General features: G+C 41.7%; 17 protein-coding genes. 14 read left to right on the top strand and 3 right to left on the bottom strand.

What is annotated here, in order from left to right; translation table 11 throughout:
• Positions 1-52: 52 nt before the first annotated feature.
• Positions 53-3,718 carry an AMP-binding protein gene (locus tag T357_RS0105685; protein ID WP_031549645.1) on the bottom strand — a complete coding sequence of 1,222 codons (3,666 nt, stop codon included), beginning with the start codon at positions 3,716-3,718 and terminating at the stop codon, positions 53-55.
• Between the two features lie 460 nt (positions 3,719-4,178).
• Here T357_RS0105685 and T357_RS0105680 point away from each other — a divergent pair, with 460 nt between their 5' ends.
• Complete coding sequence (locus tag T357_RS0105680) at positions 4,179-4,367, top strand: hypothetical protein (protein ID WP_031549643.1); 189 nt, start codon at positions 4,179-4,181, stop codon at positions 4,365-4,367.
• Between the two features lie 319 nt (positions 4,368-4,686).
• Positions 4,687-9,942: an EAL domain-containing protein gene (locus T357_RS20060; RefSeq protein ID WP_049962300.1), complete on the top strand. Its 5,256-nt coding sequence runs from the start codon at positions 4,687-4,689 to the stop codon at positions 9,940-9,942.
• A 48-nt stretch (positions 9,943-9,990) separates the two neighbouring features.
• On the opposite strand, the gene T357_RS0105670 is transcribed toward T357_RS20060, so the two are convergent.
• Positions 9,991-10,545 (bottom strand): chromate transporter, encoded by a 555-nt coding sequence (locus tag T357_RS0105670; protein ID WP_031549639.1) that lies wholly within the window; start codon positions 10,543-10,545, stop codon positions 9,991-9,993.
• Positions 10,538-11,107: a chromate transporter gene (locus T357_RS0105665; protein WP_031549637.1), complete on the bottom strand. Its 570-nt coding sequence runs from the start codon at positions 11,105-11,107 to the stop codon at positions 10,538-10,540. The genes T357_RS0105670 and T357_RS0105665 overlap by 8 nt, the downstream gene beginning before the upstream one ends.
• 316 nt (positions 11,108-11,423) lie before the next feature.
• On the opposite strand from T357_RS0105665, the gene T357_RS20055 reads away from it, so the two are divergent.
• From T357_RS20055 to T357_RS0105605, 12 genes are all read left to right on the top strand, one after another.
• Positions 11,424-12,995 (top strand): MotA/TolQ/ExbB proton channel family protein, encoded by a 1,572-nt coding sequence (locus tag T357_RS20055; RefSeq protein WP_049962299.1) that lies wholly within the window; start codon positions 11,424-11,426, stop codon positions 12,993-12,995.
• A gap of 1 nt (position 12,996) precedes the next feature.
• Positions 12,997-14,025: an OmpA family protein gene (locus T357_RS0105655; RefSeq protein ID WP_049962298.1), complete on the top strand. Its 1,029-nt coding sequence runs from the start codon at positions 12,997-12,999 to the stop codon at positions 14,023-14,025.
• 465 nt (positions 14,026-14,490) lie between these two features.
• Complete coding sequence (locus T357_RS0105650; protein ID WP_031549632.1) at positions 14,491-16,095, top strand: Na+/H+ antiporter NhaC family protein; 1,605 nt, start codon at positions 14,491-14,493, stop codon at positions 16,093-16,095.
• A gap of 137 nt (positions 16,096-16,232) precedes the next feature.
• Positions 16,233-16,877 carry a hypothetical protein gene (locus tag T357_RS0105645; RefSeq protein WP_031549630.1) on the top strand — a complete coding sequence of 215 codons (645 nt, stop codon included), beginning with the start codon at positions 16,233-16,235 and terminating at the stop codon, positions 16,875-16,877.
• Positions 16,878-17,211: 334 nt separating this feature from the next.
• Positions 17,212-18,489 (top strand): sensor histidine kinase, encoded by a 1,278-nt coding sequence (locus T357_RS20050; RefSeq protein ID WP_081828065.1) that lies wholly within the window; start codon positions 17,212-17,214, stop codon positions 18,487-18,489.
• Between the two features lie 186 nt (positions 18,490-18,675).
• Complete coding sequence (locus T357_RS0105635; RefSeq protein ID WP_049962296.1) at positions 18,676-18,954, top strand: STAS domain-containing protein; 279 nt, start codon at positions 18,676-18,678, stop codon at positions 18,952-18,954.
• A gap of 52 nt (positions 18,955-19,006) precedes the next feature.
• Complete coding sequence (locus T357_RS0105630) at positions 19,007-19,795, top strand: response regulator (RefSeq protein WP_031549624.1); 789 nt, start codon at positions 19,007-19,009, stop codon at positions 19,793-19,795.
• Between the two features lie 450 nt (positions 19,796-20,245).
• Complete coding sequence (locus T357_RS0105625) at positions 20,246-21,088, top strand: SDR family NAD(P)-dependent oxidoreductase (RefSeq protein ID WP_031549623.1); 843 nt, start codon at positions 20,246-20,248, stop codon at positions 21,086-21,088.
• 524 nt (positions 21,089-21,612) lie between these two features.
• Positions 21,613-22,662 (top strand): 3-deoxy-7-phosphoheptulonate synthase, encoded by a 1,050-nt coding sequence (locus tag T357_RS0105620; RefSeq protein ID WP_031549621.1) that lies wholly within the window; start codon positions 21,613-21,615, stop codon positions 22,660-22,662.
• Positions 22,663-22,791: 129 nt separating this feature from the next.
• The gene (gene tyrS, locus T357_RS0105615; protein ID WP_031549618.1) at positions 22,792-24,012 is read left to right on the top strand and encodes a tyrosine--tRNA ligase; all 1,221 of its coding nucleotides are present in this window, start codon (positions 22,792-22,794) and stop codon (positions 24,010-24,012) included.
• A gap of 308 nt (positions 24,013-24,320) precedes the next feature.
• Positions 24,321-24,896 (top strand): hypothetical protein, encoded by a 576-nt coding sequence (locus tag T357_RS0105610; RefSeq protein WP_031549616.1) that lies wholly within the window; start codon positions 24,321-24,323, stop codon positions 24,894-24,896.
• Positions 24,897-25,057: 161 nt separating this feature from the next.
• A complete protein-coding gene (locus T357_RS0105605; RefSeq protein WP_155991260.1) occupies positions 25,058-26,866 on the top strand; it encodes a DUF5722 domain-containing protein in 1,809 nt (602 codons plus the stop codon).
• Positions 26,867-26,897: the final 31 nt, after the last annotated feature.

Here is a 26,897-nt window from a genome sequence, read left to right as displayed (position 1 = left end):
CTGAAAAAAAGAAGTGAAGAGCCGGAGGGATTTCCCTCCGGCTCTTATCGGTTTATTTACCCGGCTTATATGCGCTGGTGATATTTACAACTGCAGGTATCATGTCATTACCGGCAGTGGTGCCTGCATAGCTTCTGAGATGATTAATGAAGGAATCCTGATCGGTTTCAACATTCATAACAAGCCGCATCTCACGGATATTCTGATCAAACTCAAGGAATGAGTGACACTTCTCTACTGTAGGAAGCTCCTCAAGAGCATGTTCAAGAGTGCCGAGATCATAGTACTTACGGCCCTTTGAACCATCAGTCAGAACAACACGTCCGCTGTTCTCAAGGAAATCAATACGTCCGTCAATCATGATCCTTGCGATGATGCCTGTATCATAAAGCTTTCCTTCACGCCATGGATCATTGATGACTTCACTGCTTTCAACAGGAGGAACATCCTTTATAAAGAGCTTACCCCATGAACCGAAAGGCTTCTTTGAGTAGTGGTCATCAAGAATATAAACCTTAACCTTGTCTGAGCTTGGAAGCTTAATGAGTTCCTTTCCGGCCTCGGCATTAAGCTCACCTGCTGTCACACTGTATAAGTGTGGATAAGCCTCATCCGGAAGGTGATATTTAACCTTACGGGCACTTGGCTCAGAGATGAAAGCATTAAGTACAGACTCGTAGCATTCCAGGAAGAGTCTCAGCTGATCCTCATCAAATCTGTTCTTCCAGAAACGAAGCTCCACACGGTAGCCAATGTTGTCCTCATGCACATTCATATGGAATGGAAGAGAGTCAAGCTGCAGGTGTACAGGCTTTGCAGGAAGTCCACCGATCTCAGGAATGTATACGATATCACCCTGATACTGGAAGAACATCTCGCCCTCACGGCTAAGTGCGATAGGACTCTGCATTGAATCCATGATCTGCTTACCCATACGCTTCAGGAAAGTATTGGAGGTTTCGTGAGGTATGCGCTGTGAGCGGAGATAATAGGTTTTAAAGAGACATCCGCAAAGTCTTCTCCAGCGTCCGTCAGTACGTCCTGAGTGGATACTGCAGGTGGTTACGTCATCTTCACCTGCGAAAAGTCCTACAGTATAGTTGAAGGAAGTCAGGAAGAGAACATTCTCCGAAACACCGTTAAGCTTACAGAAGTTCTGTATCTTTCTCTTTGAGGTCTTGTCAAAACGCTTACGGATAACACCTTTATCTGCGTGGTTCAGATCCTCCTTGTCCTTCTTGTTAAGAAGTGAACGCTGAAGTTTGTAACCATTCATGAGATTACCGTAATAATCGGTACCCTTACGGACACCTCCATCCTTTATCATCTGACAGTCATCCAGGATGTAGTCATATACCGTATAAACCTCTTTTTCAACTGGCTTTCCTGCATAAGCACGGTTCACGTCCTCAAGAAGTATGTTCATACTTATTCCGTCACCCATAATATGGCTCACATCAAAGAGCATAAACTTACGAGTCTCGGTTCTGTATAATCCTATATGGTAAAGCTTATCCGTACCGTCATATTTGAAGGCCTGAAGAAGACTGTCCTCTGTTTCCTGCCACTTTTCATCCGGTACATCAATGATAGGAACCTCAGGCTCCCAGTCATCATGACGATATAATGCAAGATAGTGGGTCTCGGGATCAGGCTGTATCATTCCCTTTACACCCGGATGAGCGTTGATGGTTTCAACTATAGCTGCCTGGAGTCTTTCAAGGTCAATGTTTGGATCCAGTTCAAATGTGAATGGAAGATTTCCTGTTGTATTTCCCGGGATGACATAAGCAAAATACATCATCATGCCGGTAAGAGGATACTTGTCCTGATAAGGATGAACCTCCATGCCCTTGGTTACTCCAAGGAAGTCATCCAGCTCCTTGACAGTATGGTTGTTGAGGATATCCTGGTAGCTTAGGATCTTACCCATCTGGGACTCGACCTCTTCAATGAGCTGAATACAAGCCATGGAATCCATGCCGGCTGCAAAGAGGTCAGTAGTGATACCGATCATATCATTGTCAATAAGACCTGAAATGATCTCGATAAGCTTCTTTTGGTTCTCATTCTCAGGCTTAACGATTACATCCTTCTGGTTTACAACGTCCTTACGCTCTGCCTGAACCTTGCTTCTGATGATCTTCCTTGAAGAGGTCTTCTCAAAAGGTTTATTTCTGATGACAACATCAGAAATTCTTGCGAAGGTAGGAAGCTCCTGATTATGTGCTGTAACAAGCTCCTTTACGGCAGCCTTGATATCCTTGATGCCGTTATTGTCGGCATATTCAAAGTTAGGATATACCTCGGCGATGATCTGATCATTTTCTTCAAGGGCAACGATATCAGTTACAAGCATGTCTCCGTCAAAGAGGTTCTCAATGGTCTCGGGAGAAACGTTCTCCCCATTTGACAGGATGATGAGATTCTTTTTACGACCTGTAAGGTAGATGAAATTATCCTCATCGATACGTGCAAGATCACCGGTTCTCAGCCATCCGTCTTCGGTAAAGGCCTCCTTTGTTGCCTCAGGATCCTTGTAATATCCCATCATTACAGACGGACCTTTAACCTGGAGTTCACCCTCCACAAGTCGGGTCTGGCAATTTCTTACTATGATACCGACACTGCCGCGTTTTTCCGGACGATCATAAACAGGAACTGAGATTTTAGGAGAATGCTCGGACATGCCGTAACCCTGTCCCACACGAATGTTAAATCCGGCAAGGGAGTCCATAAGCTCAGGTGCCAGGAATCCGCCGCCTCCAACAAGCTTATAAAGTCTGTCCCCGAGAACCTCCTGGCGAACAGAATCTACGGACCAGTCAGGATGCTGCTTTTTTGTCTGGTGAAGACGGTTATTTACAAGCTTCAGCATCATAGGAACCATTCTTATGGAAGTAGGACGGAAAAGCTTGATGTCTTTGAAAAGCTTTTGAAGTGAAGTTGAAACTGCCAGAGAGGAACCGTAACGCATAAGACAGAATACGTCTCCGTTAAGGCAGAATACATGGTGTATGGGAAGAACGTTAAGTGCGATCTCATGGTACTGATCGCCCAGAAGATCATTACAGAATACGTTATCAATAAGGCTTGCGTTGGAAAGCATTACTCCCTTAGGCTCACCTGTGGTGCCGGAAGTAAAAAGGAGGATACCGCAGTCCTCACTTCTGGACTTGTCTGTAAAACTGCTTCCGGTGTAAGTCTTACGAATTGTAGATACACTGTCCTGATTGATTATATTCTGGATACAAATGAATTTCTTAACATTGGAATTGTTCTCTTTAAGATAAGATACCTGTGAGATATTCTCAAAATCATAAAAGAGCACGTCTATGTCAGCCTTGTTGACATTTCTCAGAAGATCCTGAGCAGAAAGCTGAACATCAAGCGGGGTGGCAACTCCGCCTGCACCGTTAACACCGAAAAGTGCGGCAAGATAATTGAAACCGAGACGTCCGTAGAAGCCTGCATGCATAGCGTGACCAAGGGATTCCGTCTCCTGAGATGCCCATTCACCTACTCTTTTTGCGGCATCCAGAAGATCTGCATAACTTCTTTCATATACAGTATCCTCATGTGCCCAGGTAAGGAACATCTTGTCATTAAAAGCCCTTGCTGCGTTTTCGAGAAGCTGGTAGAGACTGTGAGTTTCTTCGAAACGTACCTCTGGGTAGCCTGCGTTATCGATGACGATCTGGTCATAACTGTAATCCATTTTACTCTCCTTTTCAGATCAATAATTTGATCAGGTAAAATTGTTAAAAAGAATCAGTATCCAATATGAATTTAAGTTTTACCTTAATTCGTATTTGAGATAATGAACATAATGTTCAAATTGTGTTCATTAACCTTGAGTAAAATTATATCAAAAAATTTAACTATTGAACTAGGAAAAACCTACTAACATTTTAGATTAATACTTGAAAAAATGGAACATTCTACACAAAATATTAAAAATTGAAATTAAAATATTGTATACACTCAACCAAATTTGATTAAAATTTAATGAAATTGATCTGGGGCTCTTTTAAAATGCGGAAAATGGATTATAATATGTCAAACGGTTTGCAGAAGGCAGACATATCAGCTTAATGGCGGGACATTAGGTTCGGATAAAAACCATGACGATATATTTTTATTCCCGCAGGATTAAAAATTCAGAGAGGTTTATAATAATGAGCGCACAGTCAACAGAAGAAATGGTAAAGAACAATAATCTTGTTTATGTAACGGATTGTGAAACAGGAGATAAGATGAAATTTCTTGTTAAAGGCTTCAACAATCCATTTTATGGCAAAATGATCGGAAACGATGTGACAGTTGGTTCAGACAGATATGTTATCGAAGGAATCATTGCACAGTAAATTAATACCTGGAGTATAGTTTTTGGGGCTGTGTACTTTTCTGTGCCCTGAACACACAGGGAAGAATATTTAAACAGGAAAGCTACGAAAACATCTAAAAAAATTATAGAGAACATCAAAAAAATCCGGTCGACAGTGTAACTGCCGACCGGATTTTTTGATAAATAAGATCCTCATGAATCTTTTATAAAAGAAAAAATGTGTCGACAATATTAATGATGTGGGAAGCTATATCTACACATATCATTACGGATAGCAAAATTAATTCATGGGGATGAAACGACACGGTAGCCTGCATTACCGTTCATTGGTGCATAAAATGATGAATAACAGACTACATAAGGAAAAAAATATCATATTAAATGGTTTGTCTGCTATGCCGGGAGGATTTTTTATCTATCGCGGCGGTGACAACGATGAAATTTTGTATGTTAATTCTGCTTTATTAAAGATATTTGAGTGCGAAACCGAAAAAGAATTCATGGAGCTTACCGGCGGTACATTTACCGGCATGGTTCATAAGGATGATTACAGTAAGGTAAAGAAGAGTAAAAATATTCAGATTGAAACCGACAGTGATCAGTTTGAAAAGGTACGCTACAGGATCGTTACAAATAATGGAAATATAAAATACATTGAGGACTTCGGAAGATATTATAAAGATGATGACGAAGGCCCTCTTTTCTATGTCTTTCTTTCGGAAATTCAGCTGATGAAAGATCCTCTTACATCACTTTCAACAAGATGGGGCTTTTTTATCAAGTCGGAAAAATTCATTAAAGATATAGCCAATGTGATGGATAGCCCTGTGATACTTGCTCTGGATCTAAGCGGAATGAAGGGATTTAATGCAAGATACGGTACTCGTGAGGGCGATAAATTTCTTTGCATGTTTGCGGATCTTCTGCGTAAGTTTTTTGGTGATAACTGTGCAAGATTCGGTGAAGACCATTTCTTTGCCATAGCTCCCCATGAGGGAATTGAGGGGAAACTTGACAGTTTTATTCAGGAGCTTTGTGAAATCAACAATGGTATAACCCTGCCCGTAAAGATAGGTATGTGTATCTGCCATGAGGGAATGTCTGTACATTTGGCCTGTGATTACGCAAGGATGGCATGTGAAGCCCAGAAGGTACAGTATGGGTCAGGTTATGGAAGCTTTGACGAAAAGATGGGTCAGCATTATGCCAGAGCAGAGTATATACTCAGCCATCTGGATCAGGCTCTTAATGAGGGATGGATACACGTTTATCTGCAGCCTGTCATAAGAGGACTATCAGGAAGAGTCTGCGGATTTGAAGCATTGGCAAGATGGATAGACCCGATTTATGGATTTATTACTCCGGGAGATTTTGTACCATTGCTTGAAGAGAACGGACTATCCTATAAGCTGGATATCTTCATGGTTAAACGAGTTGTGGAGTTACAGGGCAGGAATCTGAAGGTTGGAAATCCTGTGGTACCTGTTTCCGTCAACATATCCCGGTCTGACTTTGATTATTGCGATCCGGTGGATATCATTATAAATACCCTTGAGGAACATAATGTTCGCAAGGATCTCATTTGTGTTGAGATAACCGAAACGACTCTTATGAATGATAAGGGTCTCATCAAAAAGGAGATTAAAAGGCTTCATGAGGCAGGAATAGAAATCTGGATGGATGATTTCGGATCAGGATATTCTTCTCTTAATGTTCTTAAAGATTTTGAATTTGATGAGATCAAGATCGATATGCAGTTCATGAGGGATTTCAGTGAAAAGTCCAAAACCATCATAACCATGGCGGTGAAGATGGCAAAGGAGCTTGGAATCCATACCCTTGCAGAGGGGGTTGAAACTAAAGAGCATTTGGAATTTCTGAAGTCCATTGGCTGTGAAAAAATACAGGGCTATTATTATTCAAAGCCTCTTCCTGTTTCGGATATCAGAAGATATCTTTCGGACCATGGGCTTATCATGGAGACCAGGGAAGCCAGATCTGTTTATGAAAAAACAGGTCTTATTGATGTTGTCCAGGATAAAGCACTGGCTCTGTTTTTCTATGACAGGACAAATTTTAATCTTTTATTTTTTAATAAGAAAAACAGGGATTACATCGGTGGTGATAAAGAATTAGCTGCTTCAAAAATAGAGACTGATATCAATGCCGAAGGGACATTTGTATATCGTAAATTCCGGGAGCTGGCAGAAAAATGCATTAACAGCCATCAGGAAGAGATGACGGTTTTTGTTTCCGGAAAAATGTATTTTGAGTTGACCTTTAAGGTTATTGCGGACAGCAGGCAGGGCTATATGATTCTGGCATCTATTGATGACAGAAAATATGAAGAAAGTAAACAACTTGAAATGCATGACTATATCATGAGGAATGTGATTTCTTCGTATGACTGCATTTATTACCTTGATTATACTGAAGACACCAGAACCGTCATTTATACAAATCTTTACAATGAACAGGTTGGAAGTGTAACTAAGGGGATTGAGGATTTTTATAAGAATTACCGTCAGAGATATATCCATCCGGATGATATGGACAGATGGAAGACGTTTACTGATATAGAACGTTATACAGATCCCTCGTCTCAAAACAAAGACAGGATCATAAGAAATATTTTCAGGGTGAAGAATCCAAATGGCAACTATGTATGGACGAAATTCATGGTTGTCTTTATTTCCGGTGGTAAAGATAAAAAAGCTATAGTCTGTGTAAGACCTTCAACAATCGAGCAGGATGTGAAGGTTTACGGGGAGTTTAAGGATAAGACTTTAAACTCATCAGAGATCACAGGTGATGAGCTTATGGATGCTATCAGACTGAATTCTGAAATATGTTTTTTCTGGAAGGATAAAGACAGAAGATTTGTTGGTGTTTCTGATGCCTTCCTGAAATTCTATGGTTTTGATTCCGCGGATGCGGTTTTGGGAAAGAATGATGAAGAAGTAGGATGGCATATTGACGATACTCCTTTTATGACAGATGAGGAGAGGGTACTCCTAAAGGGTGAGATCATCAGAAATTCCATTGGGCAGAATGTCATTGATGGTGTAACACACTATATTGCCGCCACAAAATTTCCGGTGTATAACAACGGAGAAATTGTGGGACTGATGGGATACTTTATTGATATTAATCAGGACGTGATGTCTGATACCTCTCTCAGGGATCAGAGTCAGAGGGATCATGTTACCGGTCTCATGAACAGCTATGGACATATGGTTACTCTGTCTCAACTGGGTGACAACCTGAGAACCAACGGTGAAGACTTTACATATGTGCTTCTGGACATTCCTGAATTTGAAAACATCAGGGAAGATTACGGAAGAGATATAGCGGAGAAATTTATCAAGGTTATCGCAAAGTACATTGTTTTCAGTTTCGGACGTGTAACCTCGGTTTTCCGCTTATATGGCTGCTGCTTTGCCGTATGTAAGAGAAATACGTCGAAAGAAGATATTATCAGACGGGTAGAGCTTTGGAAGAAATATGTCAGCTCTATAAGGGAAATCGAATCCAGGGAGATAAGAGTCCATGGTGAATACGGTATCATTAACGGATCTGAATGCTATGATATGCAGGATGTTTACGAAGGCGCCAAAAATGATCTGAACAGGAGAATGAAAGGAGACAATGAAAATAATACCGGGCTTTTAGATATCGGCGGATACTATGAAAGTTTGCCTCTTCCGTATTTTGTGGCAAAACCTGTATTGAGTGAAGATAATAAGACTCCTGTCGATCTTGAATATATTTATGTTAACGGAAAATATTGTGATGCCACCGGAAAGAAAGCGTCAGAGCTTATTGGTCATTGCTACACAGGAATATTCTCGGATCTTCGAAGCAGCAACTGGATCAGTGTCGGATACAGGGCATCTATGGGTGAATATATCCATGACAGAAGCTATAGCTTCGCCTTTAAGCGTTGGGTGAATTATATTGCAGCGCCGGCTTCACATGCAGGCACATTTTCAATAGTAATAGTGGATTATAATGATGAAAATCAGCCGAAGGAAAAAATGATATCTGTTCAGGAGCCAAAAGAAGCTGTCAACAATATGGAGCTGTATGATCATAGTACAAAGACAGAAAAGGGTGGTGGATATAAGAACGATAAGATCGATGACATCAGCTTCCGTATCGCCAAGATACTGAGCGGAGATGATGAATACGAAAAGGCTATGAACGCTGTCATCAATATACTAAAGGAAAACCTTGAAATTGACCGCCTGTACATCATGGAGTGTACGGACGATGGTATCAGCAATACCTTTGAGTGGTGTGCGCCGAATGTGCGGCCCGTCATCAGTAAATGGCAGAATGTGGAGCTTAAGACGTATGTGACAGATTATGAGGTATTTAAACCCGGTCAATGTATCGTGATAAATGATTTGGAAAAATATAAATACGTTAATCCTTCAAGAGCCTTAAATATGATAAGTCAGGGAATCAGAAATGTTGTTGAAGCGCCGTTCTTTAATGACGGCAAGCTTCTCGGATTTATCGGTATCGACAACTATAAGGGAGATGAAGAATACGTAAAGAAATTACTTGAGAATACTTCGTATTTCATAGGCTTTAAAGTACACAATAACGCACTTCACAGGAAGAATAAAGCTCTTTATCTGGCAAAGGCTCTGAACAAAGACGAGGCGAAAAAGGAACAGGAAGAGCAAAATGTCACAGGGTATGATAATGGTTATTATATTCCTGATCCAAACACAGATCTGCCTGTGGATTATATTATCGGTAAGATAATACTTGACAGCACAAATCTTCATCCTTTAGATTTTGAATTCCTGTATGTTAATGACAAATTCTCCAGGAAGGTTGGAAAAAATCGGGATGAGATTATGGGCCGGAAATTCAGGGATACCTTTTTCAATGCTGACCCCACATGGGTAACCGATGGATATCAGGCGGCTTTACATGGCAAAACCCTGACGGGACGAAAGTACAGCGTACTTGGAAAAACCTGGGTTGATTACCGGATGGTTCCGGGAAGTGAGGAAGGCACCTTTATTCTTATCCTTATGGATATCTCTGAAAGCTACAATAAAGAGATTGAAATGGAGAGGGAAAACAAGAAGAATGAATGCCTGGTTGAAATTGCAGGTATACTTGCCTCACAGGAAAGTCACAGGGTTGTTATTGATGATGCCCTTAAGACGCTTGCAAAATTCTTCTATGCTTCAAGGGTTTATATCGTTATGAAGGATGGAGAGGAAACGAAAACAGAATTCCAGTACTGTTCAAAGGGCGTAAAGCCCAATGACTATAATTTCAGTGATATAGATAAGGATTTCATAGAACACTGCACGGAGAATCTTCGTGAATATGAAAATATCATAAGATTCGATGTTGAATCCATAAGGGAAACGTATCCTGAGATATATGATAAACTCAGATATCTGAACGTACGGAATATGATAGGAATGCCATTCTATCGGGGAGATGATATCACAGGATTCCTTTGCATAGAAAACTATGAAATGAGTAGGATCGATGATACCGGAGACTTTATAAGGACTGCATCAGAACTGATCTTCTTCAGGCTGAATTTATTGCTGAAGTGAGAGTAAATAAGCGTCGACGGGAATGCCCGTCGACGCTTTTGCTTTTCTTTATAGTTTTAAAACTCCATATACTACTACGCCTATCACAGCACTGATGATTATAACAGTGGGTATCCCGAGTTTTGCGAATTTCAGAAGTATTACGTCAAAGATGCTTATGACTATAGCTATAAGGGAAATGTCACCCTCTGCCATGTAGTTTGTCTGGGATAGTGTGAAAAGCACACCTATAACCATGGCGATACATGCGGGACGGACACCTGTAAGGATTTTATGCATGATCTTTGAATGTTTGAATTTTTCAAAGAAAACCGCTCCTACAAGGCACAGAGTAAGGGATGGAGTGATGGCTCCGAGGTTTGCGAATATGGCTCCTAAAACTCCTCCACCTTTAAGACCGGCGAATGTTGCACAGTTAAGTCCGAGAGGACCCGGGGTCATTTCAGCTATGGCAACTATATCTGAGATTTCCGAACTGTTCAGCCAGCCGTGTTCAAGCATTTCACTGGTGATGAGAGGAATCATGGACAGGCCGCCGAAGCTGGTGAAACCGATTTTTACAAAACTCCAGTATAGCTGCAAACAGGTAAATATTTCACTCATGATCTGCTGCCTCCTTACGCTGATAAATCTCACTGATGATGATACCTGCGATGCCGCCAAGGATCACAAGATATACACAGTTGACATTAAAGACCAGGTAAAGGATTACGCACAGCACCATTACGAAATAGCAGGGTGGATACTTAAAGGCACCGTTTATCATTTTTAAGGCTGCTATAAATATGATTGGTACTACAGCACATCTTATACCGCTCATTGCAGAGGCTATCCAGTAGTTGGTGCGGAAAGCATTATAGAAATTTCCGACTATGAGAAGCACTAAAAATGGTGGAAGTATCATTCCGAAAAGGCAGGTGAAAGCTCCAAGTACACCGCCCTGGCTGTAGCCGAAAAGTATGGCGATGTTACCTATCATGGTTCCCGGAAGGCTTCGTCCCACACTGGTCATATCCAGGAGTTCTCCATCGGAAATCAGCTTCCGTTCCTCCACATATTTTTTTTGCATCTGAGCAACGATACTCCAGCCGCCTCCGAAGGTGAACAGTCCGAATTTCAGGAAATCACCAAATAAGGCAGCAAGAGAAATTTTTTTCTTTTCCATGATTACCTCCTCATGACGCAAATTATACGCAATTAAGTCTTATTATACATAGTCTGAGCATATTTTTCATGACATTTTTGTCACGAAATCAAAAATAAGAATGACAATTTTCTCAATAGAGGCAGGGCGACATTTAAGCGGTTGAAATTTATTATCTTTTTTAATCCTAAATTAAGGTTTATTTCAATAAGAATTGCTATAATTCTATAAAGAGCCTGAATTGTAAAGGCATATGAAAGTATAAAAGATCTGAGTGCCATAAGTGGATGTACTTCTGACACTTGTACAATAAGTAACTATCCGGAGGAAAAGGAATATGCAGAGAAAAAAATGGTATGAATGGATTATGGCTGTTGTTTTTATTGCCATGGTGGGATTATGTATATACCTTAATCTGTTTTCTGTTCAGGGCAGGGATATGTCAAGTATAGTGGTTAACAGTGCCATGTTTTTTATTGTTGCCATTATTCTCATAGCATGTGATAGGAAGGCATTTACTCCTATTAATCGTATCATTTACGATCTTCAGCGTGTAACCGGAAAGATTAAAAATGATGCTTTGAACAGTCATGCTTTCCTTTTTGACAGCTATAAGGCGAATCAGGAAATGCTTTTTGAGGAAGCGCATCTTAAGGATCTGTATCAGGATTATAACTTTGAACTCAATCGCATAAACGAGATGAGAGAGCACAGCTATAAATGTGATATAGAGGATTTCATAAATGACAATATCATTGACAGTGTTATGCACCGTGACCAGCTGAACCAGGTGGCCGGTGCCATGACAGGTCTCGGAATTCTCGGAACCTTTATAGGCCTCTCCCTGGGACTTCAGGAGTTTAATACCGGTTCAACTTTGGAGATCACAAACAGCATTGCTCCTCTTATGAATGGTATAAAGGTTGCATTCCATACATCTATATACGGAATGATCTTTTCCCTTACTTTTAACTATGTTTTCAAGAGGAAACTGGATGAAGCCGAAACTTCCATCCGTGATTTTGTTAATGCTTACAGAAAGTATGTCCTTCCCGATACCGAGTTCGACAGCGTGAACAGGCTGATAGAGCTTCAGGAAAAGCAGCTTAGTTCCATTGATAACCTTGGAGATAAGATAACTGATGAGCTCACAAGAGTTTTGACCCCTCAGTTTGACCGTATGAACAGAGTCATAACTGATTTTGCCAATATTGCAACCCAGAATCAGAGTGATGCCTTAAGGTCGGTTGTTAATGCATTTATTATAGAGATGAATAAATCCCTTAATGATGCATTCAAGCAATTATCCGATACCATATCCGAGTGCTACAATATTCAGAATAATAATGCAGATCTCATGAAACAGGTAATGGATGAAACAGGCAGCACCCGTGAGATAGCCCACCGTATAAATGAAGAGGCCAAGCTTCTCGGAGAGCAGCTGGCAGGCTTCACTGCAAGTGTTGTGGAGACGCAGCAGGAGATCAAGCGCAGCATGAATGATCTCTGGGTATCCAATGGAACAAATCAGAAGCTTATCGCTGATGACAGACAGTACCTGAGAGACCTTGAAAGCTACAGAAGCATGCTCAATGAGTCAGTTAAGGTATTCCAGAAGGAGCTTAATGCACAGAAAGAGCTGCTTGATGCAATAAGACTTTCAGTTAACCAGCTGCCGAAGAATATAGACAATACCTTCAAAGTCATAGATAACAATCTTATAAATGTTGAGTCACATCTCGTAAATCAGGCGGCTGAGATTAAGAAAGCCAACGATCAGCTTCCAAAGATCATTAACAACAGCTACAGGGATATGCAGGATGCGGTTGAACGTGCCGTTTCTTCTGTAAATGGTCTCACTCTTGCCATTGAAGAAGCAAAGAGAGGCAATGCGGCAAGGAGAAACTAAAATGTTTAAAGTCAAAAAAAAGAATGATCATCCAAAAAGACAGGATGGAGAAACCACATACTGGCTTTCATATTCGGATATGATGGCGGGCCTGCTTTTATGTTTCGTTCTGATCATTGCCCTCACAACTCTTCATTCACAGATGAAATTTGATCTTAAGGAAGAACAGTTGGCCGGTAAAGAAAAGGAACTGGTGGTACAGGCTTCCGAACTGGATGAACAGAAAAAAGTTGTGGCCACTCAAAAGGAAGAACTGGAGGAACAGCAGGCAAAGCTTGCGTCTCAGAGGGAGCTTCTGCTTACACAGGAGAGTAAGCTTAATTCCCAGGAAGAAACACTGAATGAGCAGTCACGTCTTCTTGCCGAGCTTCAGGAAATCATGAATACCCAGCAGGCAAAGCTTGACAGGATCATAGGTGTAAGGTCTGAGCTTATCGAGGAATTGAAAAAAGAGTTTTCCGGTTCCAACTTGAATATAAAGGTTGATGAAAAGACCGGAGCTATCACCATGGATTCAAGTATTCTGTTTGAATATAACAAGTCGGAACTGAAGGATTCGGGTAAGGATTTCCTTGCGGAGTTTTTGCCAAGATATGCCAATATTCTTTTAGATGATAAGTATAGGGAATATGTTTCTTCCATTTCCATCGAGGGACATACGGATACTAAAGGTAATTATCTGTTCAATCTCGATCTTTCACTTAAGCGTGCATATTCAGTTGCTGCTTATTGCCTTGGGGATAATTCCACTATTCTTTCCGGTGATCAGCTGAGTGAGATGAGAGAGCTTGTTTCAACTGACGGAAAATCCTATACAGATCCTGTTTACAATGAGGATGGCACGGAAAACAGTGAGGCTTCAAGACGAGTAGAATTTCTCTTCACTCTGAAGGATGAGGATATGATCCGTGAGATGATCGAGATTCTGAATGAGCAGGAGAATGCCACTTCCGCAGCTGAAATCATAAGCGCGGGACCTACTGTGCCGGCAGAAACCGAAGCTTCGGGACCTTCGGATGGTCCGGGGTGATATATAGACGGACGTAACAGTTCAGCCGGGGCACAAGCAGGGCCGGTCGGTCGGACATCCCTTTGAATGCGGGTCGCTTCGTCGGAAAAATATAAAATCGGACCCCTAAGAACCACTAGGACCTCGCCAATGTCAGAGTTCTCTTTATGACAACATCTGACTTGGCGAGGGGGCTAAGGAAAAAGGAAACCAAGTGGTTCTAAGGGGTCCGATTTTTATTTATCTCGACTCAGCTCAACGCATTCAAAGGGATGTCCGCCCGTCCGGCCCTTCATGTGCCCCGGCTGAACTGTTACTGTATATTTATTAATTATGTGTATATTATCCATTGAATGAAATAAAATTGGAGTGTAATATATAGGTTATTAAGTTTCCAAACTGCCACATTAATCTTTTAAAGCGGTAAAGCACTAGTTTTTTGTGGCAATGCGAAACATATGTAAATCAAAAAAGAAGGGGAGTAACATGAAACAAAATATCAAGCGCTATTACACTATAGGCTCTCTTGGTCTGGTGGTTTTCATCCTGATCATTGCCGGGTTTATGACTACGGCAGAAACGGTTCAGATGACTGCCTGGTCGCTTTTGCCGCCTATCATTGCCATAGGACTTGCTCTTGTAACTAAGGAGGTTTACAGTTCTTTGTTCATGGGTATACTGACAGGTGCGTTGCTTTATTCCGGTTTTAATTTTGAAGGAACCATCAATCATATCTTTTCAGATGGTATAATCTCTGTTCTTTCTGACAGTTATAATGTCGGAATACTTTGCTTCCTTGTTATTCTTGGAGCTATGGTACAGCTTATGAACAAGAGTGGTGGTTCTGCAGCTTTTGGTAAATGGGCTTCAAGTCAGATCAAGACAAGAGCAGGTGCCCAGCTTGCAACCATTGCTTTTGGATGCCTTATCTTCATTGACGACTATTTCAACTGCCTTACCGTAGGTTCTGTTATGCGTCCGGTTACAGATAAACATAAGGTAAGCCGTGCAAAGCTTGCATATCTTATCGATGCTACGGCAGCACCTGTTTGTATCATCGCACCTATCTCTTCATGGGCAGCAGCTGTTTCCGGATTTGTTGAGGGTGAGAACGGAATGAAGCTTTTCCTTCAGACCATCCCATACAATTTCTATGCAGTTCTTACTATTGTTATGATGGTAATGCTGGTTATGTTCAGGGTCGACTACGGTCCAATGCGTAAACATGAGATCAATGCCATTGAGAATAATGATCTTTTCACCACAACAGACAGAGCTGTTGAGACAAATCCTGAAGAGAACATGAGAGAGGACGGTCATGTCCTTAACATGCTTGTTCCTATTGTTTCGCTTATCATATGCTGTGTTATAGGTATGATTTATTCCGGCGGATTTTTCAGCGGAACGGGCTTCATTGATGCTTTTGCAGGTTCTGATGCTTCTGTAGGACTTGTTCTTGGATCTGCTTCTGCACTTGTGATTACAATTGTGTTCTACATGATTGGAAATGTGCTTTCCTTCGATGAATGTATGAGTTCACTTCCGGATGGATTTAAGGCAATGATCGCTCCTATACTGATACTTACCTTTGCATGGTCTCTCAAGGCTATGACAGACAGTCTCGGAGCAAAGGAATTTGTTGCAGCGGTTGTTGAGCATTCAGCTGCAAACTATCTCAGCTTCCTGCCTTTCATCATTTTCCTTATCTCAATCGGTCTCAGTTTTGCAACAGGTACTTCATGGGGAACCTTTGGTATACTTATTCCTATCGTAGTTGCCTGCTTTGAGGGAATAGATCATACAATGATGATCATTGCAATGTCTGCATGTATGGCAGGTGCGGTTTGCGGAGACCACTGCTCACCTATCTCGGATACTACCATCATGTCAAGTGCCGGTGCCCAGTGTGTTCACATTAATCACGTATACACACAGCTTCCTTATGCACTCACTGCAGCAGCTGTATCTGCATTGGCATATATTGTGGCAGGAATCACCAAGAGCGCGGTTATTTCGCTTATTGTCGGAGCTATAGCCATTGCAGCGGTGCTTTTTATTATCCGCAGCAAGACCGGTATAGAAAAAGAGTAAAATTAATTTTTTCTCAGAAGGCGGTGCTGCTATGCACCGCCTTTTTGCAGTCATAATTGATTAAAAATTTATCAAAAGTGTGACTCTTTTGTGATATTTCATGTTGTATCATGCCGCTATAGGAGTGAAAAAAGAAAATGAGTTCTTATTTTGATGTTGAACATCCGGTTAAAACTGAGACCGAAGAACTGATCGGCATTTCTTCGAATAATCGGAATATACCTGATATAAGAGTCGTCATGGTGCCGGAAGTGATTTTTCCGGAGGGCTCAGAAGGATTTAAGCTTGTTGATTATCTCCGAAGATCCACGAGGGGGTATCAGACTGTTGAGGAGCATGATGAATTTCTGAGATATGTATTTGAACCCTTCAGTAATACAGAGAAGCTGAAGCTTGGCTTCTGGTGTGTTGAAGAAGTTGGTAAGATGCCTTTAAATCTCATTGAGATGTATTCGTACATATTTACCAACTGCTTTGGGGACAATGGCAGAGACCTTGTTACATCACCAAGTGCCGTCAGAGATGTTTTTGAACGGATCTTTATAAACGGTGAGAACTATATCGATCATTATAAGCTTAGTCCGGTAAATAAGATGAACTACTACGAGATGGTTTGCGAGTTTATCGAGAATGTAACAAGAGGAGAAGTGGCAGGCAGTTTTTTATCAAAGGAACAGGAGCACATGGTTGTTACCTACATGCCGCCGGGGAAGGATTATGTTAATGTCTATATTCCGGCAGCTTCCGAAGCTTCTGTAAATCCTGAAAAAATGGTGATATGACAATCCGATACATTATTTAGGGGGTATCGGAGGGTCTTTCAAAATCGGTAGACCTCTTCAGATAACAATATTTGGTCTGTGTTTTCACTTATTGGATGGGAATGTGGGTTAAATCGTTTTCCAAGGTCGGCCTGATAGAAGAGTATAGGGGAAAATCGCTTAAGTCATTATGGAATCTTTTAAAGATTATCCATTGGCTTAAGCGATTTTTCTTTTTTTATGATGTATTATATAAGTATGGTTTACAAAGCTGAATTACCGGCAGATCATATCTCGATTGTGCTGCCGCAAAATGATACTAAAGTAACAGATTAACGGGAACAGGTACAGCCTTATGTTGATTGCAAAAGTAGGGTCGGAAGCCTATGGAGCATGTATAGCGTTGGTGCTTCTGGTGGGAATGCTGACAACCTTTAAAAAAAGTTTAAAAAACTATTGTCTCATATTGATTCTTGCTGCCAATGGATTAATGCTTATTATTGATGCGCTTACCTGGTGGCTTGAGTATAACGATAAGGTCAGGACCCTGTATGTCATATTCACCATTAGCTCAGTATCGCTTTTATATCTGATTGTGGCGGTGTTTAATTATTACATTTATTTTTATCTGTCCGAAAAGTGCAGTGTGCCGGCATGGATCGGACACTTCGGAGTGCCCTTTTGTGTTTTGGGATTTGTAATGTGGCTGACATCCCCCATACATGGTCAGGTTTTCTATATTGAAAACGGAGTATATATACACGGACCTTTATATATGCTTTCACAGCTTCTGGGTGCGGGAGTAATTTTCTTTGATTTCGTACTGACCATCATTTACAGAAAAAACCTTGAACTTCTTGATTTCATTGCTGTAATTGGCTACATGCTCCTTCCGCTTTTTGCTGTCGCTATGACGATGCTTATGCCAAGCGTCGGATCGGCTTTCATTTACCTTTCTGTAACCCTCAGTATGCTGATGGTTTACACCTTTATTCATGTTCAGCAGAGCATAGAACTTAAAGAAAAGGAAAATGCTCTTACCCAGGAAAGACTCGCCATCATGATGAGCCAGATACAGCCGCATTTTTTGTACAATTCCCTTAATGCTATTTATTATCTTTGTACCAAGGATCCGGAGATGGCTCAGGAAGCCATAGGTAAATTCTCCGACTATCTGCGCGGAAATCTTGATTCTCTGAGAACAAAGGAACCGGTACCTTTTGAAAAGGAACTTGATCACATTAAAAACTACCTTGCTCTCGAAAAAATGAGATTTGATGATGATCTGAATATAGTCTATGACATTGAGACAAAAGATTTCAAACTTCCGGCGTTGACAGTACAACCTATTGTCGAGAATGCAGTAAAATATGGAGTAGGTAAATCTCCTAATGGCGGTACGGTTACGATATCAAGCCGGGAGTATGATGACAGATATGAGATCGTTGTAGACGACGACGGCGTAGGAGGTTACACGGAAGCAAAAAGAGAGTACGACGGCAGATCTCATATAGGTATACAGAATGTCCGTGAACGTCTTAAGCTTCAGTGCAAAGGTTCCCTTAATATAGTAAGTGAACTTGGAGTAGGAACTACTGTCACCATAGTGATACCAAAAGAAGATACAAAGTAGTTACGGCATACATTGATAAGTTAATATTTTTAACGGATTTTACTGATCGGAAGACTATAAAAAGTAATTCTGTTTTTGTAAGGATTTGGAACGAAAAATATAGTAGTTCTGTATAAAATTTAGTATCATATTTAAAAGAATTATTTTTAAAACAATCATTAAACAATAAAAAGGAGCGGAATGACTATGGCAGTTGATTATGTGATGATGGAAAGAGTAGACGGAAAAACCGCACCGCAGCTTGATAAGGATCTGAGAGATTTTATCGAAGCCGGTAACACTGAGATCAATATAGATATGACAAATACAAAGTATATCAGTTCTGCAGGTTTGAGAGCACTCCTTTCAGCCCAGAAACAGCTCAATAAATTGTCAGGTTCCATGGTATTAAGAGGAGTTTCTGATGCAGTTCGCGAGATATTTGATGTTACAGGATTCTCAGGATTTCTTACCATCGAAGACTGAGAGTCGTATTTAAGGGGTGTGGATAAAAAATCCTAAATTGAGGGGTACAGATATGCAGGTGCTTGCTATTGATGACGAGAAGATAGCATTGGAAGGACTGACGGACCTGATTAAAAAGGCATTACCTGACGCGGAGGTTTATTCTTACAGGAATGCTTTGAAGGCCATTGAGGAACTGGAAGGGAAGCACATAGATATAGCTTTTCTTGATATTGAAATGAGAGATATAAACGGTCTTCAGTTTGCTGACCATTTAAAAGAACGTTTTCCAAAGATTAATGTAATCTTCACAACCGGTTACAGTGAGTATGTGGGTGAGGCCATGGATCTCCATGCCAGCGGATATATCATGAAGCCGGTTACACTTGAAAAGATAAAAAAAGAGATAGGAGATCTGAGATATCCTGTTGAGGATGCCGGAAAGAAGAAGGATGTTCTGAGGGTTCAGACTTTCGGAAACTTTGAGGTGTTTAAAAATAATGAGGTTCTCCATTTTCAGTACAATAAGACAAAGGAGCTTTTTGCCTATCTTATCGACAGGTGCGGAGCCCGAACCAGTAACGGTGAGATTCTGGGTGTTCTCTGGGAGGATGATGCCAATCCCGAGCGAAAGGCTTCATATCTTCAGAACCTTCGTGCAGATATGATGTCAACCTTAAATGAAGCGGGATTTTCTGATGTCATCGTTCGACAGAGGGGAACCATAGCTGTTGTTCCCGATAAGATGGAGTGCGATCTCTATGAGTGGAAAAAGGACAGAAATTCCGCAAGCTCGAAGTACACCGGTGAATATATGAATCAGTTCAGCTGGGCGGAGTACAGTAAGGGTGCGTTGGAATAAACCGGCCGGAGCCGGAGGGCATCCATTTGAATGCGAGTCGCCTCGTCGGAAAAATCTAAAATCGGACCCCTAAGAACCACTAGGCCCTCGGTAAAGAAAGAATCCTGACGGATTCTTTTGAACCGCTCAAAGCCGCGCGGCTCCCAAGATTAAAAAACAAATCTTGGGCAGCAATGTCAGATATTTTCTTTATGAAAAATCTGACTTGGCGAGGTGGCTAAGGAAAATAGAGCCAAGTGGTTCTAAGGGGTCCGATTTTGATTTTTCTCGACTCGGCTCAACGCATTCAAATGGATGCCCTCCGTCTCCTGCATACATATCTCTACGTTACTTGTAACTTTGTATAATAATTGGCTAAATATTTTATAAATTTTAGTACTACAATAATTCTAAATATTTGATAAAATGTATTTATTGTATGACAATATTTCAAATAAAGGAGTAAATATCATGGAATTACCATTTAAGATTGATCTTTCGGGAGAAGTTGCTGTAGTTACAGGAGGTACCGGGGTTATCGGTGGAATGTATGCCCGCGCACTTGCTGCATGTGGTGCAAAGGTTGCGGTACTTGGACGTAAAAAGGAGAACGGAGCTCAGGTACTTGCTGATATTGAGGCAGACGGTGGTGAGGCTATGGCTGTGGCAGCAAACGTTCTTGACAAAGACAGCCTTCTTGCTGCAAGACAGGAAGTGCTTGATAAGTGGGGACATATCAACATCCTTGTAAACTGTGCAGGCGGAGCCATTAAGGCAGCACAGGTTCCTCAGGATCATTATCATGAGAAAGAAGAGGGAACAGACACACTCTTCACCATGGATCTCGAAAATGTTCACAAAGAGCTTGACCTTAACATTTACGGAACCATGCTTCCCACACAGGTTTTCGGTGAAGTAATGGTTGGTCAGGACAATGCCAACATCGTAAACATTTCCTCTATGGGAGCATATCATCCGCTCACCAGAATTCCGGGATATTCAGCAGGTAAGGCAGGCGTTGCAAGCTTCACAGAGTGGTGCGCAATCTACTTTGCCAAGAGCGGCATCAGAGTTAACGCAGTTGCTCCGGGATTCTTCCAGACAACCCAGAACCATGCCCTTCACTTCAACGATGACGGAACACCTAAGCCGCGTGCACAGCACATCATCGACGCAACACCTATGCTGAAGTACGGTGATCCTTCAGACCTGGTAGGAGCCCTCCTTTACCTGGTAAGCCCTAAGGGTTCAGACTTCGTCACCGGCATGGTCCTCCCCGTAGACGGCGGCTTCCATGTATATTTGGGTGTATAATTTAACATAAAATCCAGTTCATCTTTATTCAAAAAGTTATTGATGGATTTGCAATATGTGAAGAAAAAGCAATGGATATGCGCTGAAACTTTCTCAGCGTGAGAAAATGGAAGGGATGGGTGACAAGGCTTGCGAGTTGAAAGAACATCCTACCTGTCATGTGCGTACTAGGCGTACGTAAGTACGAATTGTACGCACATGACAGGTAGGATGTACTTTCAATCTCGTGGGCCGTCGCTCATTCCTTCCATTTTCGTATTGTTGTCAACAACCCAGCGCATATCCATTGCTTTTTCTGTACCATTTCAATAAAAGTTATGGTTTTCATACCTTATTATTACTTGATTTTATGCCTCACAAGCACTATACTTCAGCTAATGCGGCTTTTATCTGCATTTCCGGTATCCGACAGGTGCGGAAGAATATCCCGGAAATCGTCATGACCGGTAAGCATCGGCATGAATTTAGATATAAGTCCACGGGAAGGGTAGATATGAAGACCCTCGCATTGAAAGGAGTACACTATGGGATTTGAATTCAGAGCAAAGCTCCCCTCAAGCTCAGAGATCAGGGAGCAGCTTCCGCTTTCGGCAGAACTTGCAAAAATTAAAGCGGAAAGAGACGAAGAGATTAAAGCAATATTCAGAGGAGACTCACGTAAGTTTCTCCTTATCATAGGACCATGTTCTGCGGACCATCCGGATCCTGTACTTGATTACTGCAACCGCCTTAAGGAAGTTGCGGAGCAGGTTAAAGACAGCATCATGATCGTCCCCAGAATTTATACAAATAAGCCACGTACAACAGGGCAGGGCTATAAAGGCATGCTCCACCAGCCGGATCCCGAAAAGGATGCCAATGTTTTAGGCGGTATCGCAGCCATCAGAAAGCTCCATATGGAAGTCCTTCAGCAGACAGGTATGTCAACAGCTGACGAGATGCTTTATCCCGATAACCTCCGTTACTTAAGTGATATTATGAGCTATGTGGCTGTAGGAGCACGTTCTGTTGAAAACCAGCAGCACAGACTTGTGGCATCAGGTATAGATGTTCCTACAGGAATGAAGAATCCTACTTCCGGAGATTTCGGGGTAATGCTTAACTCCATTTATGCAGGACAGCATGCTCACGATTTCATCTTCCGTGAGTGGGAAGTTCAGTCAGACGGAAACCCGTATACACATGCCATTTTAAGAGGTGCCCAGTCAAAGCACGGTCAGATGATGCCGAACTATCATTATGAAGACCTTAAGCTCCTCTATAATCTGTATACGAAAAAAGAACTTTTATATCCTGCAGTTGTTGTGGATACCAATCATTGCAATTCAGCAAAGAAGTACAAAGAGCAGCTTCGTATCGCTCAGGAAGTAATGCATTCCCGTAAGTATTCACCTGAGCTTGCAGGCTTTGTAAAGGGTCTCATGGTAGAGTCCTACATTGAAGAAGGCAGCTGCAAGGTGGAAGACCACATTTACGGAAAGTCCATCACCGACGCCTGCATCGGCTGGGACGATACCAAGCGCCTCATTTCAAACGTATACGATTATGTTCAGATGACAAAATTTGAGGACTAAGTAGATTTGGCCGGAGCCGGAAGGCTCCGGCTTTTTTATATTCCAATTTTATTTGCATTTATTTAATTGATTTGTATAATAAGGTGATATGAGTGTGAAAACACATTAATTGCAAAGGAGAAAGATTCCATGGGAGTATACGAAGAATTAGTAGCCAGAGGCCTGATCGCTCAGGTGACAAACGAAGAAGAGATCAAGAATCTCGTAAATAACGGTAAGGCTACATTTTATATAGGATTTGACCCGACTGCTGATTCTCTGCATGTCGGACACTTTATGGCACTGACACTTATGAAGCGTCTCCAGGAAGCCGGCAACAAGCCTATCGCACTGGTAGGCGGCGGAACTGCCATGATCGGTGATCCTTCAGGACGTTCAGACATGCGTTCAATGATGACAATTGAGCAGATTGATCATAACTGCGAGTGCTTCAAGAAGCAGATGAGCCGCTTCATTGAGTTTGGAGAAGGCAAGGCTATGCTGGTAAACAATGCTGACTGGCTCAGAAACCTTAACTTCCTTGATTTCATGCGTGAGATCGGACCATGCTTCTCAGTAAATGATATGCTTCGTGCAAGATGCTATGTTAACCGTATGGAGCAGGGACTTACCTTCCTTGAGTTCTCTTACATGCTTATGCAGGGATATGATTTCTACAGACTTTTCAAGGATTATGGATGTAACATGGAGTTCGGCGGCGATGACCAGTGGTCCAACATGCTTGCCGGAACAGAGCTTATCCGTAAGAAGGAAGCAAAGGATGCTCATGCCCTTACCATCACACTTCTCACTAATAAAGAAGGAAAGAAGATGGGCAAGACAGCCAGCGGTGCCGTATGGCTTGATCCGAACAAGACAACTCCTTATGATTTCTATCAGTACTGGAGAAATGTAGATGACGCGGACGTTATCAAGTGCCTTAAGCTCCTTACATTTGTTCCTCTTGAGGAGATTCAGGAGATGGAGAAGTGGGAAGGCGCAGAGCTTAACAAGGCTAAGGAGAAGCTTGCTTACTCACTTACAGAGCTTGTTCACGGAAAGGAAGAGGCTGACAAGGCCGATTCAGCTGCAAAGGCACTGTTTGTAAGCGGAAGTGACAGTGAGAACATGCCTAAGTACACACTTAAGTCTGAGGATTACAGAGACGGCGCCATCGACATCTGCGGAGTCCTTACAGTTTCAGGTCTTACAAAATCAAGATCCGAGGCACGTCAGAACGTACAGCAGGGCGGTGTTCAGGTTGCAGGAGAGAAGGTTTCCGATATAAAGGCAAGCTACACAGCAGAATTCTTTAAGGACGGAGTTGTGGTACAGCGCGGAAAGAAGAAATTCGTAAAGATTTTCTCTTAAAGGTTTAAAGATAGAATCCTTACGGATTCTTAACCGCTAAAAGCCATTCAACTTCCGGGATTGAAAATCGGGGCAGTGACTATATAGATAAAAGTCATCTTATTTAAGGGCTTTTCGGATTTTTTAACGGCTGGTTTATTTAGAAAGAATTACTTCGTTAGTCTTAAATTTAGTTTACAGATGGGGCTCTGGTATTGTCGGGCTCCATCTTTTACTTTATAATGGATTTGTAGGTTGATTAAAAATTAACAGGTTTATGCTGTTTTTAAGCAGTGGCCTGTAATCTTAAGAAGGAGCTTTATCAATCCATGTTATTTAAAAATATACTCCGTGGAACTATAGCAGCATCTTGTATAGCAGCTGCATTAAGTTTTACGGCATTAGCCTCCTCATCAAAGGAAGGCGCTGTGGACCCAATACAGATAGTGGTAGACAGCGACTATATACTGTATAAGGTTAATGATCCTGTTTCACGTCAGACCAAACAGGCTTATATAGTTTGCGACAATGCAGAGTTCCACTTTGTTTCCGGATCATACAATGAAGCAGAGACGATCTTCTATATCAACGAATTTTTATCAGGACAGGATGCAGGTGTATCAAACAGAGTACTGAAGAAGAAAGTTCGCATGGGTGAACAGCTTACCATGCTTCCTGAAGATGTATTCGATGAGGACGTAAGCGATGGTTCGGCATACAGATTCACAGACCGTTGCTATGATATAAGGGTTTATTACGGACCGGGCGATAATTATGATGATTTTTATTTCGGACTTGTAGATTCGAAGACTTTTGAAAAAATGTCAGAGACTATCGGATCTCCTGAAGATAAGGAAGAAGTAACAGAGACTTCGTACATATCAGGACCGGTTGTTGAGAGATGATACCTGTTAAAATTTAATAATGATAATTTGAAGATACATATGGTTCGACCGTATGTATCTTTTTTATTTTTATTTAATCAACTCTTTCATAAGAGTAAGAAAAATGCTATAGGTTGTGATTTTATGAAATGTTATACTTCATTTACCTGGGAGGAAAAGAAATGTCATTTAAATCACATAAAAAGAAATTGATAACTTTGACTGTTGCAGTTAGCTTTGCAGCACTGACACAGCTTACAGCTTTCGCTGAGGTTGTGGGTAAAGGAGTGGATCCCTCACTTATACAGGGACCAACCGCAGGCACAGTTCAGGAAGATTCCTCGGGCACTGCTGCCAACACTGCCATCAGTGGAGGAAACGATTACAGGTATCGCATTGACTATACCACAGCGGATTCTTTGAGGGCATCTGCAGTAGTCTCGGGACAGGCAACCATCACAAATGTAAATTTGAACATTTATGATCCTACAAAGATAAATATAACAGTCGATGCTTCGGCGCTTATCGGGCAGGTTCAGGAATTATATCTTTTTGATATTAAGCCTTATGAAACAGATCTTTTCTCGAGGACGGACCCACTGCTGGTAAAGCCCATAGGAAATGGCATATTCACAGTAACTGTAGATCTTTTCAGGGAGGATGGAAGCAACAGATTATATGATGCCTTTGTTATTGCTGTCCCCACCGAAAGTGGATATTACCCGGTTTCCAACAGATGCTACATCTCAAATCCTGAGGCCATAGCACCGGATCAGACACCGGCTCTCAACCTTGGGAAAAAGGGACTTATGGTAGATCCCAACATACTGGATGATGCCATTGACCAGAATATAAAGCACGCCTTCATAGCTGTTACCACAAGCCAGCTTTTCGGCACAGGTATAAATTATTCCTTTGAGGGAAAAACCTATTCATTTGATTCAGGACTTATCAATCAGCTCGATCAGGAGATAAACCGTCTCAGTTCAAGCGGAATAGCGGTTACGGCCGGAATAGTAAACGGCTGGAATGCTGCATATCCTGATCTCTACAGACCCGGCACAGCTGTTCAGAGTTCATCTGCAGCTCTTTACTATGGTTTCAATGTTGAGACTGAGGAAGGTTTTCAGATGGTGAAAGCATTGGCATCCTTCCTGGCAAACCGGTATAACGGGCATAACAGTCACGGAAAGATCACCAACTGGGTCATAGGAAATGAGATCAACAATCAGTACTGGAATTATGTCGGAAACTATGGCGTTGTTGACTATACAAGAATTTTCCAGAGAACCTTCAGGGTATTTTACAATGCTATCAAATCGGTTTCTGCCAATGACAATGTCATGTTCTCACTGGATTATTACTGGACAATTCCCGCAGAATCAGGGTATGTAAGCAAATATCCCGGAAAGGATGTGCTTGACAGCTTTGCGGCACTTGATAAACAGGAAGGAAGTTCCAACTGGGCTCTTGCCATCCATCCATATCCATATCCTTTGACAGACCCGAACTTCTGGAATGATGAAAAGTCCGGAAAGGTTAATCAGGAAATCACAACACCGGTTGTAAGTTATCTTAACCTGAGCGTACTTACAAACTATATGCATAACAGTTATATGCTTGATAACAATGGAAACGTCCGGAACATTTTCATGACGGAGCAGGGCTTTAGCTCTATAAAAAATCTGTCACAGGATGCCCAGACAGAACAGGCTGCTGCTGTGGCCTACGGGCACTATATCGTAGAAAATAATCCTGATATTGATGCGTATATGCTTTCACGTCAGCTGGATAATCCCGGAGAAACCAAGGACGGACTTTATTTCGGACTGTCCACTACAGGTGCAGACGGTTCTCTTGTTGCAAAGCCTGCAAGAGAAGTATTTAAATACATTGATGACCCTGCGAAGTCTCTGGAGGTTTCCGAGTTCGCAAAGCAGATCATCGGTATAACAGACTGGTCGGAGGTTATTCCGAATTTTCACATATAACTAAGATATTTATTATGTTTCAAGGCAGGTC

Origin of the sequence: Oribacterium sp. FC2011, assembly GCF_000701645.1 — a bacterium.
Lineage (GTDB): Bacteria > Bacillota > Clostridia > Lachnospirales > Lachnospiraceae > Oribacterium.
This window is presented reverse-complemented; position numbering and strand designations above follow the sequence as displayed.

What these genes read in the sequence shown, in the direction of transcription:
- T357_RS0105685 (WP_031549645.1), bottom strand. Translation starts at nt 3,718, where the DNA reads ATGGATTACAGTTATGACCAGATCGTCATCGATAACGCAGGCTACCCA.
- T357_RS0105680 (WP_031549643.1), top strand. Translation starts at nt 4,179, where the DNA reads ATGAGCGCACAGTCAACAGAAGAAATGGTAAAGAACAATAATCTTGTT.
- T357_RS20060 (WP_049962300.1), top strand. Translation starts at nt 4,687, where the DNA reads ATGATGAATAACAGACTACATAAGGAAAAAAATATCATATTAAATGGT.
- T357_RS0105670 (WP_031549639.1), bottom strand. Translation starts at nt 10,545, where the DNA reads ATGAGTGAAATATTTACCTGTTTGCAGCTATACTGGAGTTTTGTAAAA.
- T357_RS0105665 (WP_031549637.1), bottom strand. Translation starts at nt 11,107, where the DNA reads ATGGAAAAGAAAAAAATTTCTCTTGCTGCCTTATTTGGTGATTTCCTG.
- T357_RS20055 (WP_049962299.1), top strand. Translation starts at nt 11,424, where the DNA reads ATGCAGAGAAAAAAATGGTATGAATGGATTATGGCTGTTGTTTTTATT.
- T357_RS0105655 (WP_049962298.1), top strand. Translation starts at nt 12,997, where the DNA reads ATGTTTAAAGTCAAAAAAAAGAATGATCATCCAAAAAGACAGGATGGA.
- T357_RS0105650 (WP_031549632.1), top strand. Translation starts at nt 14,491, where the DNA reads ATGAAACAAAATATCAAGCGCTATTACACTATAGGCTCTCTTGGTCTG.
- T357_RS0105645 (WP_031549630.1), top strand. Translation starts at nt 16,233, where the DNA reads ATGAGTTCTTATTTTGATGTTGAACATCCGGTTAAAACTGAGACCGAA.
- T357_RS20050 (WP_081828065.1), top strand. Translation starts at nt 17,212, where the DNA reads ATGTTGATTGCAAAAGTAGGGTCGGAAGCCTATGGAGCATGTATAGCG.
- T357_RS0105635 (WP_049962296.1), top strand. Translation starts at nt 18,676, where the DNA reads ATGGCAGTTGATTATGTGATGATGGAAAGAGTAGACGGAAAAACCGCA.
- T357_RS0105630 (WP_031549624.1), top strand. Translation starts at nt 19,007, where the DNA reads ATGCAGGTGCTTGCTATTGATGACGAGAAGATAGCATTGGAAGGACTG.
- T357_RS0105625 (WP_031549623.1), top strand. Translation starts at nt 20,246, where the DNA reads ATGGAATTACCATTTAAGATTGATCTTTCGGGAGAAGTTGCTGTAGTT.
- T357_RS0105620 (WP_031549621.1), top strand. Translation starts at nt 21,613, where the DNA reads ATGGGATTTGAATTCAGAGCAAAGCTCCCCTCAAGCTCAGAGATCAGG.
- tyrS (WP_031549618.1), top strand. Translation starts at nt 22,792, where the DNA reads ATGGGAGTATACGAAGAATTAGTAGCCAGAGGCCTGATCGCTCAGGTG.
- T357_RS0105610 (WP_031549616.1), top strand. Translation starts at nt 24,321, where the DNA reads ATGTTATTTAAAAATATACTCCGTGGAACTATAGCAGCATCTTGTATA.
- T357_RS0105605 (WP_155991260.1), top strand. Translation starts at nt 25,058, where the DNA reads ATGTCATTTAAATCACATAAAAAGAAATTGATAACTTTGACTGTTGCA.